Source organism: Rhodocytophaga rosea (genome assembly GCF_010119975.1).
GTDB lineage: Bacteria > Bacteroidota > Bacteroidia > Cytophagales > 172606-1 > Rhodocytophaga > Rhodocytophaga rosea.
Genome location: NZ_CP048222.1, coordinates 3380288 through 3394184, shown reverse-complemented (window position 1 = coordinate 3394184; position 13897 = coordinate 3380288). Strand labels below are relative to the sequence as shown.

9 protein-coding genes are annotated in these 13897 nt (G+C 40.8%); 7 read left to right on the top strand and 2 right to left on the bottom strand.

What is annotated here, in order from left to right; translation table 11 throughout:
• Positions 1 to 85 precede the first annotated feature (85 nt).
• The gene (locus GXP67_RS14190) at positions 86 to 3535 is read right to left on the bottom strand and encodes a ThuA domain-containing protein (RefSeq protein WP_162443717.1); all 3450 of its coding nucleotides are present in this window, start codon (positions 3533 to 3535) and stop codon (positions 86 to 88) included.
• A 369-nt stretch (positions 3536 to 3904) separates the two neighbouring features.
• On the opposite strand from GXP67_RS14190, the gene GXP67_RS14185 reads away from it, so the two are divergent.
• From GXP67_RS14185 to GXP67_RS14160, 6 genes are all read left to right on the top strand, one after another.
• Positions 3905 to 4303: a BlaI/MecI/CopY family transcriptional regulator gene (locus GXP67_RS14185; protein WP_162447925.1), complete on the top strand. Its 399-nt coding sequence runs from the start codon at positions 3905 to 3907 to the stop codon at positions 4301 to 4303.
• Positions 4284 to 6005, top strand: coding sequence for a M56 family metallopeptidase (locus GXP67_RS14180; RefSeq protein ID WP_162443716.1), 1722 nt, complete (start codon positions 4284 to 4286; stop codon positions 6003 to 6005). Before GXP67_RS14185 ends, GXP67_RS14180 begins: the two co-directional genes overlap by 20 nt.
• 57 nt (positions 6006 to 6062) lie before the next feature.
• A complete protein-coding gene (locus tag GXP67_RS14175) occupies positions 6063 to 7544 on the top strand; it encodes a TonB family protein (RefSeq protein WP_162443715.1) in 1482 nt (493 codons plus the stop codon).
• Between the two features lie 47 nt (positions 7545 to 7591).
• Entirely contained in the window at positions 7592 to 8422 is an 831-nt protein-coding gene (locus tag GXP67_RS14170; protein WP_162443714.1) for an energy transducer TonB, read from the top strand.
• Positions 8423 to 8498: 76 nt separating this feature from the next.
• A complete protein-coding gene (locus GXP67_RS14165) occupies positions 8499 to 9374 on the top strand; it encodes a TolB family protein (RefSeq protein ID WP_162443713.1) in 876 nt (291 codons plus the stop codon).
• A 58-nt stretch (positions 9375 to 9432) separates the two neighbouring features.
• A complete protein-coding gene (locus GXP67_RS14160) occupies positions 9433 to 10341 on the top strand; it encodes a DUF4350 domain-containing protein (protein WP_162443712.1) in 909 nt (302 codons plus the stop codon).
• Positions 10342 to 10620: 279 nt separating this feature from the next.
• On the opposite strand, the gene GXP67_RS14155 is transcribed toward GXP67_RS14160, so the two are convergent.
• The gene (locus GXP67_RS14155) at positions 10621 to 10794 is read right to left on the bottom strand and encodes a hypothetical protein (protein WP_162443711.1); all 174 of its coding nucleotides are present in this window, start codon (positions 10792 to 10794) and stop codon (positions 10621 to 10623) included.
• Between the two features lie 36 nt (positions 10795 to 10830).
• Here GXP67_RS14155 and GXP67_RS14150 point away from each other — a divergent pair, with 36 nt between their 5' ends.
• Positions 10831 to 13884 (top strand): PAS domain-containing protein, encoded by a 3054-nt coding sequence (locus GXP67_RS14150; protein WP_162443710.1) that lies wholly within the window; start codon positions 10831 to 10833, stop codon positions 13882 to 13884.
• The last annotated feature ends 13 nt before the right edge of the window (positions 13885 to 13897 follow it).

Genomic DNA, 13897 nt, shown 5'->3' with positions numbered 1-13897 from the left:
TTGTAGATTAAAAAGGGATAAACAAATAGCGCAAGCCCTTCAGCCTGCGCTATCAAAATATGTGATCTATAGTATTAAACCAAAACTACTTCATGGATATTGTCTGGCTTTTGGCAGGGGTTTGACCATTGTGGAAATAAATCCAGTTCAGGTTAAAGCTTCCGCCTGGCTGATTACCCTCTGCTTTAAATACTACATAGAGAGTATGTTTTCCACTGGTAGCATTTACAGGAGCAGCCATTTCGTACCATTTCATTTCGGCACTTGGCGAAACACTAGCGCTTGCAACTACATTTCCTTCCGGTTTATCCAGGCGCACTTCCACTGTTCCTGTGATCTTCATGGCATTATAGCTGAAGGTAAGTTTGCTTACATCTGTCAGATCCATGTTTTTGAAGGAAATATAAGAGTTGTTTGTCATACCGGTAACCAGAAACTCATCTCCGAATTTGGTTTTCTGGGCAGCTCTGGCTTCATCGTAGCTTTCAGCCTGCACCTTAGGATGGCGCAGAATCAACATTCCCCGGCTCATCAGCGGACCTACTTCTTTGCTGCCTTTGTCGGTATAATAGGCTGAAATTACATAAGAACCTTCTTCGCCTTTGCCCTGATGCTGGTTAGCTGTAAAAGAACCTACCGGCTCAATACTCTCTTTGGCTTGCTTCTCATCAGCCAGCGTAAGGATATAGCTTACCATTTCTTTGGTAACATCCAGAGATAATTGTGGGTGGGCACTCATCATATTTTCGCCCCATACGCCATTTCCTCCACTAATTACCTTCCTGGCCAGACGGTCTGCTGCACTCTTATCTTCTTTGTATTTTTTTGCTACATCCCGGTAAGCCGGTCCAATAGATTTCTTATCAATAGAATGGCATGCTTTACAATCGCTCTTATTGATCAGTTCCAGGCCGGGATGTGTACTGGCAGGTTCTGTTTCTGCATCTTTGGTCTGATGGCCCAATACCTGAACCATATCCTGGCCCTGTGGCAGGTAATCAAGGTATACTTTAATACGGGAAGCATCAATATTACCAGCTTTCATGCTGCCATCTTCTTTATCGGTTACATCTACGGTATAATTCACGGGCGCATTGTCCCAGAAGAAAGTAGAGTTACCACCAGTATTTACGGCAATAATTGGCATACTATTGCCAGCTTTTACTTCAATGGTAGAAACAGTGCTTTTGCCTTTGGCATCGGTTACCGTAAGCGTTGCATTATACACACCAGGCTTTTCAAACGTGAATTCAGGGTTAGGATCATTCGAATTAATCCGCTGATCGATAAAACGCCAGTCGTAGGATAATTGATCTCCATCCAGATCGTGGGTACCTTCACTGGAAAATTTTACCTTCAAGGGAGCAGCGCCTACGTTATTATCAGCCTTAGCCAAAACTACAGGTGCCCGGTTCCCTTGTACATATTGAATTTTTATCAGTTTAGCATCATCATTGGCCGCAAACCAGTTGGTTCCATATTCAATTATATATAAAGTTCCGTCTTTGCCAAATTCCATATCACTGGGTTTCTCCATTTTGATATGTGAAGCTACTGGCTCCATATGGTCAAAATCGCCGTTGTCTTTCAAGGTAACTGCCTGTATCCATCCTCTCATCCATTCATAAATCAGCAGTTTGCCATCATAATATTTGGGGAATTTCACCTGGGAATCAGCACTGAAATCATCGTAATAATAGGTAGGACCAGCCATAGCTGAACGTCCGCCTTTGCCTACTTCCGGAAACTCGGCTGATTCGGCATAGGGGTAAAAGATAAAGGCTTTTTGTGCCGGAGGCAGATCCTGCAAACCAGTGTTATTAGGAGAAGTATTTTTAGGTGCTTTCGGGTCATGCGGTGCCCCAATCTGGTTTGCAGCAAAATTAACCTTATTATATGCTTTATTATCCCCTACAAAATACGGCCATCCGAAAAATCCGGGTTTACGTGCCTGGTTTACTTCATCATGCCCACGAGGACCTTGCAGACTGTCTTTGCCCGCATCCGGACCTACATCACCCCAATATAAGTAATACTGCTTATGGTCAATGGCGATACGATAGGGGTTACGCATACCCATCGCATAAATTTCTGGTTTCCCTTTAGAACCATCTTTCGGAAACAAATTGCCATCCGGAACAGTATATCCGCCATTTTTTTCCGGATGAATCCGCAGGATTTTACCCCGTAGGTCATTCATATTGGCAGAAGATTTCTGAGCATCCCAGGCACTTCTACCCGGACGTTCGTCTACCGGAGAATATCCATCCGATGCGAAAGGATTGGTATTATCACCAGCGGATATAAACAGATTTCCATCTCTATCAAAAGCAAGTGACCCACCTGAGTGGCAGCATTCATCCCGCTGGGTAGGAATGGCGATGATTAATTGTTCAGAAGCCAGATTCACTTTATTGTCTTTGGTAAGCGTAAATCTGGAGATATTTTGTTTAGGCACACTGCCAACCGGAGAATAGAACAAATAGATCTGACGATTACGGTCGAAGCCGGGATCTAAAGTAATACCCAGCAATCCATCCTCGGCCTCTTTGCCCCCGTTGTATTTGGTATTTACCGGAATGTCTCCGACTACAGAAGTTTGACCGGTTTTGGGATCATACATTTTAACTTTGCCTTTTCTTTCCACAAAAAATACCCTGTCATCGCTGGTTACAGCCAGTTCCATAGGTTCATCCAGTTTAAAAGCCAGTTCGGTTTTAACAAAGCGGTTTTGTTCTGGTACACTTTCCGTTTTAGCCAAGGTGAAGTTTACCGGCTTGCTTCCCCCCATTGCATATTTGAGCCCGCCCAGGAGATGTTTGAGAAACTGAGCATCTTTATAGCTCTCGTCCGTATGGCCGCCAGCCGTATAGAAAGCACGTCCGCCATCATAGTCATGATACCAGGCAAAAGGATGTTTATCGCCATTCTTTCCGCCTTTATATGTTTTTTCATCCAGCCAGGCGAGTACTTTTACATCCGGATTCAGAGATTTGAAATTATACCATTCATCAAAACGTTTCCAGTCTTTGGGTAAACCTTCGGTAGACGGATGATTTTGATCAGCCACATGAATAACTGCTTCCTGCTGCTCTGGATGGCTATCAAAATAAGCGCCTACTAGTTTATTATACCAGGGCCAGTTGTATTCGGTATCAGTAGCGGAGTGAACGCCTACAAAGCCACCTCCAGCCTGAATATAGCGCTCAAAATTAGATTGCTGCACATAATCCAGTACATCCTGGGTAGTATTCAGAAATACTACCGCACTATATTGTTTAAGGTTGGCTTCAGTAAATTTGGAGGCATCTTCGGTGGTATCCACTTTAAAGCCATTTTCTGTACCCAGTTTCATGAGTGCAGCCGCACCAGCTTCAATGGAAGCATGCCTGAAACCTGTAGTTTTGGAGAAAACCAGAATTCTGGGATCTCCTTTCTCTTCCTTATGGCAGGAAGAAAAGCCTACAGCCACTAAAAACGCCAGTAAAGGTATATAAAGGCTTTTTGTAAGTAACTTTATTTTTGAAGGGTGCATATGTAAAATGTAATTGAAGAATTTGGTTAAAAGGCTTATTAAAAAAATGGCAATATGCCTTAAAGATACGAGTAAAATCTAAGAATTCTTAAATTATATATAACATTTATCCCATAAAACTGCCTAATTATATCTGTATCTATAGGCTGCTAGCAGTTGGCAAAATAGCATACTATGTACCGATCCTAAGGTCTTTTCTTCGCTTTTACTTCCACTCCTATTTATAACAAAATGATTTAAAAAAAATAACTAAACAATTAGTTGCAAAACTAAATTATTAGTTTTAATTTTATTTTACTCAAACACAAAACCAGTATTCATATTTATAATTAGAATTAAATAGCAACCAACATATTCCTTTCTATGAACATAAAAGAACTCACCAAAGCGGAAGAACAGGTTATGCAGATACTCTGGAAACTGGGTAAAGGCGTAGTAAATGATATTCTCCAGCAAATGCCTGAGCCCAAACCGGCTTACAATACGGTGTCTACTATTGTCCGGATTCTGGAGAAAAAAGGTTTTGTAGGGTACCGGGCTTACGGCAAAACCCATGAATATTATCCGCTGATCGAAAAGAAAGCTTATACACATTTCTACTTTAAGAATTTTCTGGGAAGTTATTTTGGCGGTTCGTTCACCAGTCTGGTTTCTTTTTTTGCCAAAGAAGATAACCTGGATGTTCAGGAACTGGAAGAAATGTTAAAGCATATCCAGCAAAATCCGGATACTAAAAATCCTTCGGCCGATGAAAACCCTCCTGCTTAATTATCTGCTGGAAGCCAGTATTTGCCTGGCTGTATTCTATGCATTCTATTATCTGGTATTGCGGAGAGAGCGTTTCTTTGCTTATAACCGGATATTTATTCTTTTCGCAGTACTGTTTTCGCTGCTGATTCCTGTAATGGAGATTCCTTTGAGCCGGCAAGCTATCTATTTGTCTCAGCAGCCAGATATTGATAGATATATAGCCTTTATTCCTTTTAAAGAGAACCTGGCTACACCAGTAATCATACAAACTACGGAAGTAAGCACACTCAGCTTCCGGGACTTTGTATTTTATGGCTATAGTATGGTTGTCTTATTCCTGCTGGGACGACTTTTTTTTCAAATAATGTATTTGTACAGAATGGCAGGAAAAAGCGGCAAGAAAAAAGTTGGGTATACATTAATTCCTACGATGGGGAAACTGCCGACCTTTTCATTTTTCCACTGGATATTCTGGAATAATACCCAGGCTCTTTCTGCAACTGAAGAAAATCTGATTCTTCAGCATGAACTGGTGCATATCCGGCAAAAACATTCCTGGGAGACTATGTTACTGGAATTGCTAAAAATTATTTTCTGGTTGAATCCTGCTATTTATCTGTTAAAACAGGCTATGCAGGAAGTACATGAATACCTGGCCGACCAGCAAGTACTTCAAAACACTGCCAGCAGTGCATATATCCAACTGTTAGTTAAGCAGCAACTACATCTATTCAATTTTTCATTTACACACTCCTTCAACCGGTCACAACTCAATAAACGCATTGCTATGATACAATCTGTCCGAAACTCTGCAAAACCAGCTGTATGGAAATTGGCTTTTGCACTACCCATCTTGGCTACACTGCTATTTATGTATTCCTGCAAAACAAGTGAAATTACAGAGCCCAAGCCGACTGCTCTTGCAAATGCAAAAGGGGTATACCGCTTAGGTGAGGTAGTAGTGGTAGGCTACTACTCAAATAAACCGGATATAAAAGAAATTCAATTGGATGAAACCATAACCGGCTACGGAACCTCTGAGAAAAAACCAGTTATAGAAGTGTATAACCAGGCAGAGATAATGCCAGAACCAGTTAATGGGATGAGCAGTTTCCAGCACTATATACGCCAGAATATACAACATCTGCTACGGGCAAACAAAACAGTGCAGGGAAGAGTATGGGTGCAGTTCACAGTCAATACAGATGGAAGCCTCAGTGATATTTCGGTGGTAAAAAGCCCGGACGCCTCTTATAATGAAGAAATCATTGCAGTAATTAAAAATGCTCCTGCCTGGAAATCTGGAAAACAGAATGGAGAATCGGTAGCAGTACGGAAAACAGTACCTATTTCTTTCGGAACTTCTAATGCTGAAACTTCACTTACTCAAGCCACACTTATATCTGAAACACATACTGAAAGCCAGCCTGCTCCTATAGAAGGCCTGGAAGCCTTTTATAAGAAAATAGGCAAAACTGTAAGGTATCCTGGAGCACCCAGAAGAGATTTTATAGAAGGACAGGTATGGGTACAATTTACGGTAAACATTGATGGCAGCCTTTCCCAGATCGAAATAGCGGAATCTTTGCATCCTGAATTAGACCAGGAAGTAGTCAGGGTAGTTTCTGAAGCTGGCTTATCCTGGAAACCAGCAATGCTTAACGGGCAAGCACAAGCCAGTAAAGTATTATTTCCTGTTTCATTTAAGCTTGGCGCTTGATAAACAAAGCCAGCGCTCCATAAAACGATATAATCAACCTAAATCTAAGCCTTAGTCATGATTAATCAATTTTTCTCTTACCTGCTGGAAGCCAGCATTTGCATGGCTATATTTTACCTGTTTTTCCGGCTATTATTGTGGAAAGAAGTTTTCTTTGTCTGGAACCGAATGTACATTCTGGGAACACTGGCGCTTTCATTGATTATCCCAGCCATTAATATTCCCCTACAAACTACGCAAGGCATAGCCCTTCAAGAGGTATTTGTTATTCAACTGCAAGGTACTACTGTAACTTCATCCGGCGGAACTTATTCATTCAGCTGGCAGGAATGGATATTGTATATTTACCTATCTATTAGTTTGCTGTTACTTGGCAAGCTGGCTTTTCAGATCACAAAACTATGGTATTATTCCAGAAATTTCAGCGCCAGCCGGGCTACCAACTACAAGCTCATCCTTACCGAAGGAAAACTGCCTACCTTTTCGTTTTTTAAGCTATTCTTCTGGGACAACAGCCAGGATATTTCTGAAACCGATAAGGCGCAGATCCTGAAACACGAACTTACCCACATCCGGCAATGGCACTCCGCAGATATTTTGTTTGTAGAGATTGTAAAAGCCTTTTTCTGGTTTCATCCAGCTGTGTATTTATTCAAACAATCTGTTCAGCAGGTACATGAATACTTAGCCGATGCCGCTGTCGTACAGCAATATCCTGCCGGAAATTATATTCAACTGCTGGTTTCACAAACTTTACATACCCAATCTATATCTATAAGTACGTCTTTTCATCAACCTCCCATCAAAAACAGAATCTATATGTTACAAAAACTCAAACAAGCCAGGCCAGCTTTCTGGAAGATTGCGCTTAGCTTACCTATTATTGTTGCGCTGGTATTTGTGTATTCATGTCAGAAAAGTGATTTATCTGATCTGCAGGTGGATAAAAATATAACCAGTACTAAATCACAGCTAACCATAGAGGAAATACTTGAAAAGTACCGTTCAAAATATCCAAATATTACTGTAGGTGACATCAATATGTTCAAAAATCCTGATGGTACGTCCAATCCAAGATTAACAATCAAAAATGTAGATAATATTACTGATAAACTGAAAATAGAGGAAGAAATATCTCAGGCAGCCCAGGCCTTTTTAGCTAGTCAATTAGCAGTATCTCCTCCGCCTACAGCCCCAAATGCTCCAGATGCTCCTTTAGCGGAAGAAATATTTCAGGAAGTAGATGAGCAACCAACTCCGGTTAGAGGATATGATACCTTCTTCAAATACATCAGCGAAAATATTAGTTATCCACAAGAGGCTAGGTTAAAAGGCATTGAAGGAAAAGTATTTGTGCAGTTTGTGGTACACAATGATGGCAGCATAAGAAATGTGCAGGTATTGAAAGGTATCGGAAGTGGATGTGATGCGGAAGCAGTGAAAGTGATCACCAATGCACCCAAATGGAATCCAGGTATGAAAAATGGGCAGCCAGTAAATGTACGCATGGCAGTGCCGATTGCTTTTAAGCTGAATTGAAATACTATCTGAATCAGGAATGTATAGCTACTTAAACTAATCTGAATATGAGAGTAAAGTATCTATTTCTATGCATTGTTTTTCTGAGTTTAGCTGGCTGTACAAAGAAAACTTCTTTTCCTGCCGCATATAATAACCTGCCTTTAACTCAAAAGGGCAGGTTACTTACCGCACATACCTGGAAAGAAATGTCGGTAGAAGTACATAAATTTATTAAAGGAGATACCATCCAATACGACATTACCAAACAATTTGCCTCCGTTGACCGGGATGATTATACCGTGTTTTATCCGGATGGTACTTTTCTGTTTGAAGAAGGAAAATCTAAGTTCACCAGCAACAGCGCCCAGAAATACCAGAGAGGAACCTGGCAACTGCAGGAAAAAGAAGCTGTACTAAGCCTTACTTTCAATCAGTCTACAGACCATTATGCTATACTGGCCTTAACTCCTTTCAAAATGGTGCTGAGCCTGGCAGTACAAACGGAAGATGCCAGTTACAAATATACCCTCACCTACACCCCGGAGATTGAAAATAATATAGAAGCAAGCCTTTTGGATGTTCCTGTTTATACAGAAGTAGAAATTGCCCCACAATATCCTGGTGGAATCGAAGCTTTAGGTCAAATGATACGCAGGAAGCAGAAGTATCCGCTGGAAGCCAGAAAAAAAGGGATTGAAGGGAAAGTGCTGGTCGAATTTATAATCCACGAAGATGGAAAACCTGGTAGTTTTGCAGTGGTACAATCTTTAGGATATGGCTGCGACGAAGCGGCGGTGCAAACCCTGCAAATGATGCCTTCCTGGAAACCTGGCAAGCAAAAAGGGAAACCGGTAAACGTACGGATGTCTGTGCCGATCGCTTTTAAGCTGAATTAAGCTACCGGAAGGTTTTGATACCCATACATAGGAAATTGCTGATAAGTGAAAACACTCCACACTAAAGTTAAATTGTATGAGAACCTATGCTATTGTCTGGATGCTGCTGGCGTATGCACAAGCTTTCGCACAATCTCCCACTGTGTTGCTGTCTGAAAATGGTATTGAAAACGCTTATCCTCGTTTATCAAAGGATGGGAAACGTATTTTGTACCAGTCGAACCGTACTGGCACATGGCAGTTATATGTGATGACTGTTGCCGATAAGTCTCAACAAAGGCTTACTAACGATACTTTTAATAACAATTTCCCCGACTGGAGTGCCGATAATGAATGGATTGCTTTTGTAAGTGACCGGGATGGCAATGAAGAAATTTACCTGATGAAGCCAGATGGGACCAGTTTGAAAAGATTGACGCAGGATACATCCAGAGATATTCATCCTTACTTTAGTCCGGATAGAAAATACTTGTTATTCAACTCAGACCGGGAAGGTCCTTCTTTAGACATATACCGTTATACGCTGGAAACCGGCCAGACCGAACGGCTCATTCACTCATCCGACGAAGAAACCTGTGCCCGGTATTCCCCTGACATGAAAACCCTGGTATTGCTGAAAAACAACCAGCTCTCCGACGATATTTTTCTGGTAGATGCCAGTTCTAAAGCACTTACAAACCTCAGTAACACACCGAATGTATACCACGGATGGCCGGTGTTCAGCGCCGATGGGCAATGGATCTATTATTCTTCCATGGAAAAGGGAACATACTCCATTTATAGGATTAAACCAGATGGCACGGCCAAACAACAATTAACAAAGACAAAGTCAGGAGAAGAACATGCCAGGGTAAGTTTGTCAGCGGAGGCAAAGCTTATGGTATACAATATTAAACAACGCAAAACCATTTCCATTGTTTCCCAAAGTCTGGAAAATATACCCAAATTGTAATTTTTACTTATAGCAATCTTTCGATCTGAATCTACTTTAAGAGGTATAAACAATCCACATGTCCAAAACACTGCTAACAGTTATTCTTCTTCTCTTGTCAATTTATCTGCCAGCACAGCAAGTAGCAGATACTTTATTTAATCCGATTATACCCAATCCTGCATATTCACAAGGGCAAGGTCCGGTTATACTTATAGATGAAGCACACCAGAATTTTCACACAGCCAATGGCCGTTTTAAGCCTTTTGCTTCTTTTTTAGAACGGGATGGGTATACGATAAAATCTTTATCACAAGCGTTTTCACCGCAAACACTGGCCCAGGGAAAAATACTCGTCATTGCCAACTCCTTACATCCAGATAATCAAACCCAATGGAAATTGCCTACTCCTTCCGCTTTTACAGAGGAAGAAATAACAGCCGTAACAGAATGGGTAAATAATGGAGGTTCGCTATTTCTGATCGCCGACCATATGCCGTTTCCTGGCGCGGCTGAAAAGCTGGCTGCATCCTTTGGAATAAAATTTTACAATGGATTTGCTATGCAAAAGAGAAATCATGGCAAAGATATTTTCACTAATAAGAATGGCTTACAATCCTGTGCTTTAACGCTTGGCAGAAATGAATCGGAAAAGGTTTCTTCTCTACAATCTTTTACCGGGCAGGCTTTTCAAATCCCGACAACAGCGCAAGCAGTAGTTATCCTTAATGACGAGTATCAGATTCTGATGCCCCAAATGGCCTGGGAATTTACCAAAGAAACACCCGTTATTCCGGCGAGCAACTTTGTACAAGGCGCTTATATGCCTTTTGGAGGAGGAAGAATCGTTGTATTCGGAGAAGCAGCCATGTTTACAGCCCAGCTCGCTGGGGGCAAAAATAAAGTGGGAATGAACGCTTCTTCAGCCAAGCAAAACGCTCAATTTCTGTTAAACGCCATTCACTGGCTGGATGCAATTATTGAGTAAATCTGATTATTTATTCAGGTTGCTATGGCTCCCGGCTGGAATAAAACATGGCAGAGCTTAATACCTAAATCAATATAATAATGGGTTAACTGTATCTTTTGTGTGAGAGGCTTACAGCCATGCGCTTGTAAGATTCATCTCTATATGTTATAAAAATGAATACTTACAAAACGGCTGTCTGTAACAAAAAGAACGGACGTAAGGCCAAAACTGGATACTTTTTTAGCAAATACGATACAAACCGTAGAAAATGAGGTCATTCTCTTATTAAATGCTCTTCTATCCTGCTGCATTCCCCAAATTCATTACTAGCTTATAATTATTGCCAATAACGATTTTTCTAAGACTCTGGCAGGCTATAATTTCAAAAGAAATTTCATAACAGATATTAGCTCTACATTTACCTGCTCCAAATTCAGGTAAATCCTTTTTGGCGCTACTATTTTTTATCATGTTAAAATAAACAACAGGTGTTCATTATAAAATAGTATGAAAAGCAATTTACTTTCATTTCGGGTAGTTAAATCCACTACCTTAGAAAACCTCAAACTGATTATTGAGCAAAGAGAATCAGAAATTAAATCTGCTACTGATTTTATCAAGGAAATCGAAAAGGGGAATCTGGAATTTACCTATTCACAAACTGATTCTGCTCAATCAAATGGCCTGGCGGTATCGTTGCTGAGTATGCGTGACCAGATGAAAAAGGTAGCAGAAGATGAAAAAGAAAGAAAATGGGTAACCGAAGGGCTTGCCAGGTTTGTAGAAATCCTCAGGTCTAATACCAACGAAAATCAATCACTGGCCGACGATATCATCAGCCATCTGGTAAAATACATGAATGCCAACCAGGGTGGCCTGTTTATAGTGAACGAAGACGACCAGGATAATCCTTATTTAGAGCTGGTAGCCTGTTATGCTTATGACAGAAAAAAATTTGTTGATAAAAAAATCTCCATTGGCCAGGGACTAGCAGGACAGGCATATCTGGAAAAGGATACCATTTATATGACTGCCGTTCCGGATGATTATGTACAAATTACATCTGGCTTAGGAAATGCCTTGCCCAGGAATATACTGATTGTTCCGCTTAAACTAAATGATCAGGTTTTTGGCATAGTAGAGCTGGCTTCTTTCCATTCTATTAAGAAATACCAGATTGAATTTGTAGAGAAACTGGGCGAAAGTATAGCCTCTGCTATTTCCAGTGTAAAAATAAACGATAAAACCCGCAAACTGCTGGAAGAATCCCAACTGCAGACAGAAAGCATGCGCTCGCAGGAAGAAGAAATGCGCCAGAACATGGAGGAACTTTCTGCTACCCAGGAAGAAATGCAGCGGATTGTAAGGCAATCGCAGGAAAAAGAACTGTACCTGAATGAATTAATCAACTCTATAAATGATACTATTCTAACGATTGATTTGAGTTATAAAATAGTTAGCTGGAACAAAGCCTTAGAAAGAAACTATAATATAACCGTACATAAAGGATTCGATGCCTTACATCTCTATCCCCAGGAGGGAAAATCACAAGCCAAAGCTGCTTTCGGGCGTGCATTGGCCGGAGAAACTTTTCAGGTGACAGAGACTTATAATCTGGAGGGAGGCGAAGAAAATGAGTTATACATTGCGGCTGCGTATAGCCCCTTAAAAGATACCTCGGGTGAAATAATCGGAGCGCTCCTTATTTCGAAGAACATAACGCCAACGATGGCTGCCCAGAAAAAAGCAGAACGTTTATTAGTGGAGACCCAGCGGCAGACAGAAGAACTTTCTTCTACCCAGGAAGTGATGAAAGGCATAATGGATGAGGTGCAGGGCAAAGAGCGTTTCATGAATGAAATCATGAATGCGACCAAGGACCGGATATTTACGATAGATAAAACGTACAAAATTATAATCTGTAACCAGACCACTAAAGAAGCCTATCAGCAGATGGGGGTTACGCTGGAAAAAGGATATGATATTCTAAGTTTATTTAATCCGGAGCAGAAAGCAACGTATAAGAGCTATTACGACCGGGCTTTGGGAGGTGAGTATTTTGAAATTACACAAAAATACCTTTTTGGAGAGGTTGAGCAATATTTCTCTACTATTTATAGCCCCCTTCGTAACACTGAGGGCGAGATTATTGGCGCTGCTGCTTTTGGAAAGGATATTACTGAAACCATACTTGCCAAAAATCAGGCAGACCAACTGGCCAAGGAAAATCAGTTTCAGAACGAAGAATTAAAAGCACAGCAAGAAGAACTTCATCAGAATCTGGAAGAGCTTTCTACCACCCAGGAAGAGATGAACAGAAGGCAGGAAGAGTTAACCCATTTGCTGCAAAGATTTAATCTGGTTGTAAAAACTACTACCGAAGGCTTGTGGGATATGATTGTTCCCAGTAGCATGCAATTTAATGATGATACTCCATTCTGGTGGGCAGACAAGTTCAGGCAGATGGTAGGCTATTCCAATGAAACCGATTTTCCGAATCGTCTGGATTCATGGGCAAATTTGTTGCATCCCGATCATAAAGAATACACGCTGGCTGCTTTCAACGCTCACCTGATAGATTTTTCAGGTAACACTCCTTATGATGTAGAATATCAACTCAAATTAAAGAATGGTCAGTATAGATGGTTCAGGGCGGTAGGTAATACATTAAGGGATGAACAAGGCAAGCCTTTACGGATAGCCGGCACCTTGATCGATATTCAGGCCTTAAAAGATTTGAATGCCTTTCAGTTAGAGTTAGAAGAAAAAGTAAAAGAAAGAACCCATGAATTGCAGGCGCAAGAAGAAGAGTTACGCCAGAACATGGAGGAACTTTCTGCTACCCAGGAAGAGATACAGCGGGTATTATTAGAATCGCAGGAGAAAGAAGCCTATCTGCGTGAAGTAATTAATGCCATGCCTGATGTGATCTATACGGTAGACTGCGATTACAAAGTTATTACCTGGAATGAAGTATTAGAAAAAAGCTATAATCTGAAGGTAGAAAAAGGCTTTAATATTTTGCATTTGTATGAGGAGTATCAGCGTCCGGGAATAAAAAGCAAGTATGACAGAGCTATAGCAGGAGAAGGTTTTCAGGAAAATGAAACCTATGACCTGGGAGCAGGCAACGAATTACACATTACAGCTACGTATAGCCCGCTAAAAAATAATGCCGGCCAGGTAACAGGTGTATTGTTTATTTCAAGAAATGTAACGCAATCTGTTGCTGCCCATAAGAAAACAGAAAAACTGTTAGCAGAAGTACAGTCTAAAGAAGATATGCTCAATAATCTGATCAATATCACAGACGATTCGATTGTGGCACTCGACAAAGCGTATAAGATTATTTGCTGTAACCAGGTTTTAAGAGACACCTATCTTCAATACAACATCAAAGTAGATATAGGATTTGATATGATGCTTTTAATTCCTGAGCAGGAAAAAGCGTTATATAAATCCTATTTTGACCGGGCATTAGCCGGAGAAACTGTGGAAGTATCCAATCATTTCAAAAATGGGGAAATAGATTCCTATGTTAACCTTACCTACAGCCCCTGAAAGATGGTAGTGG

Excerpts from the sequence above, each read along its gene's own strand:
- GXP67_RS14150 (WP_162443710.1), top strand. The coding sequence starts at position 10,831 with ATGAAAAGCAATTTACTTTCATTTCGGGTAGTTAAATCCACTACCTTA.
- GXP67_RS14180 (WP_162443716.1), top strand. The coding sequence starts at position 4,284 with ATGAAAACCCTCCTGCTTAATTATCTGCTGGAAGCCAGTATTTGCCTG.
- GXP67_RS14160 (WP_162443712.1), top strand. The coding sequence starts at position 9,433 with ATGTCCAAAACACTGCTAACAGTTATTCTTCTTCTCTTGTCAATTTAT.
- GXP67_RS14175 (WP_162443715.1), top strand. The coding sequence starts at position 6,063 with ATGATTAATCAATTTTTCTCTTACCTGCTGGAAGCCAGCATTTGCATG.
- GXP67_RS14165 (WP_162443713.1), top strand. The coding sequence starts at position 8,499 with ATGAGAACCTATGCTATTGTCTGGATGCTGCTGGCGTATGCACAAGCT.
- GXP67_RS14190 (WP_162443717.1), bottom strand. The coding sequence starts at position 3,535 with ATGCACCCTTCAAAAATAAAGTTACTTACAAAAAGCCTTTATATACCT.
- GXP67_RS14155 (WP_162443711.1), bottom strand. The coding sequence starts at position 10,794 with ATGATAAAAAATAGTAGCGCCAAAAAGGATTTACCTGAATTTGGAGCA.
- GXP67_RS14170 (WP_162443714.1), top strand. The coding sequence starts at position 7,592 with ATGAGAGTAAAGTATCTATTTCTATGCATTGTTTTTCTGAGTTTAGCT.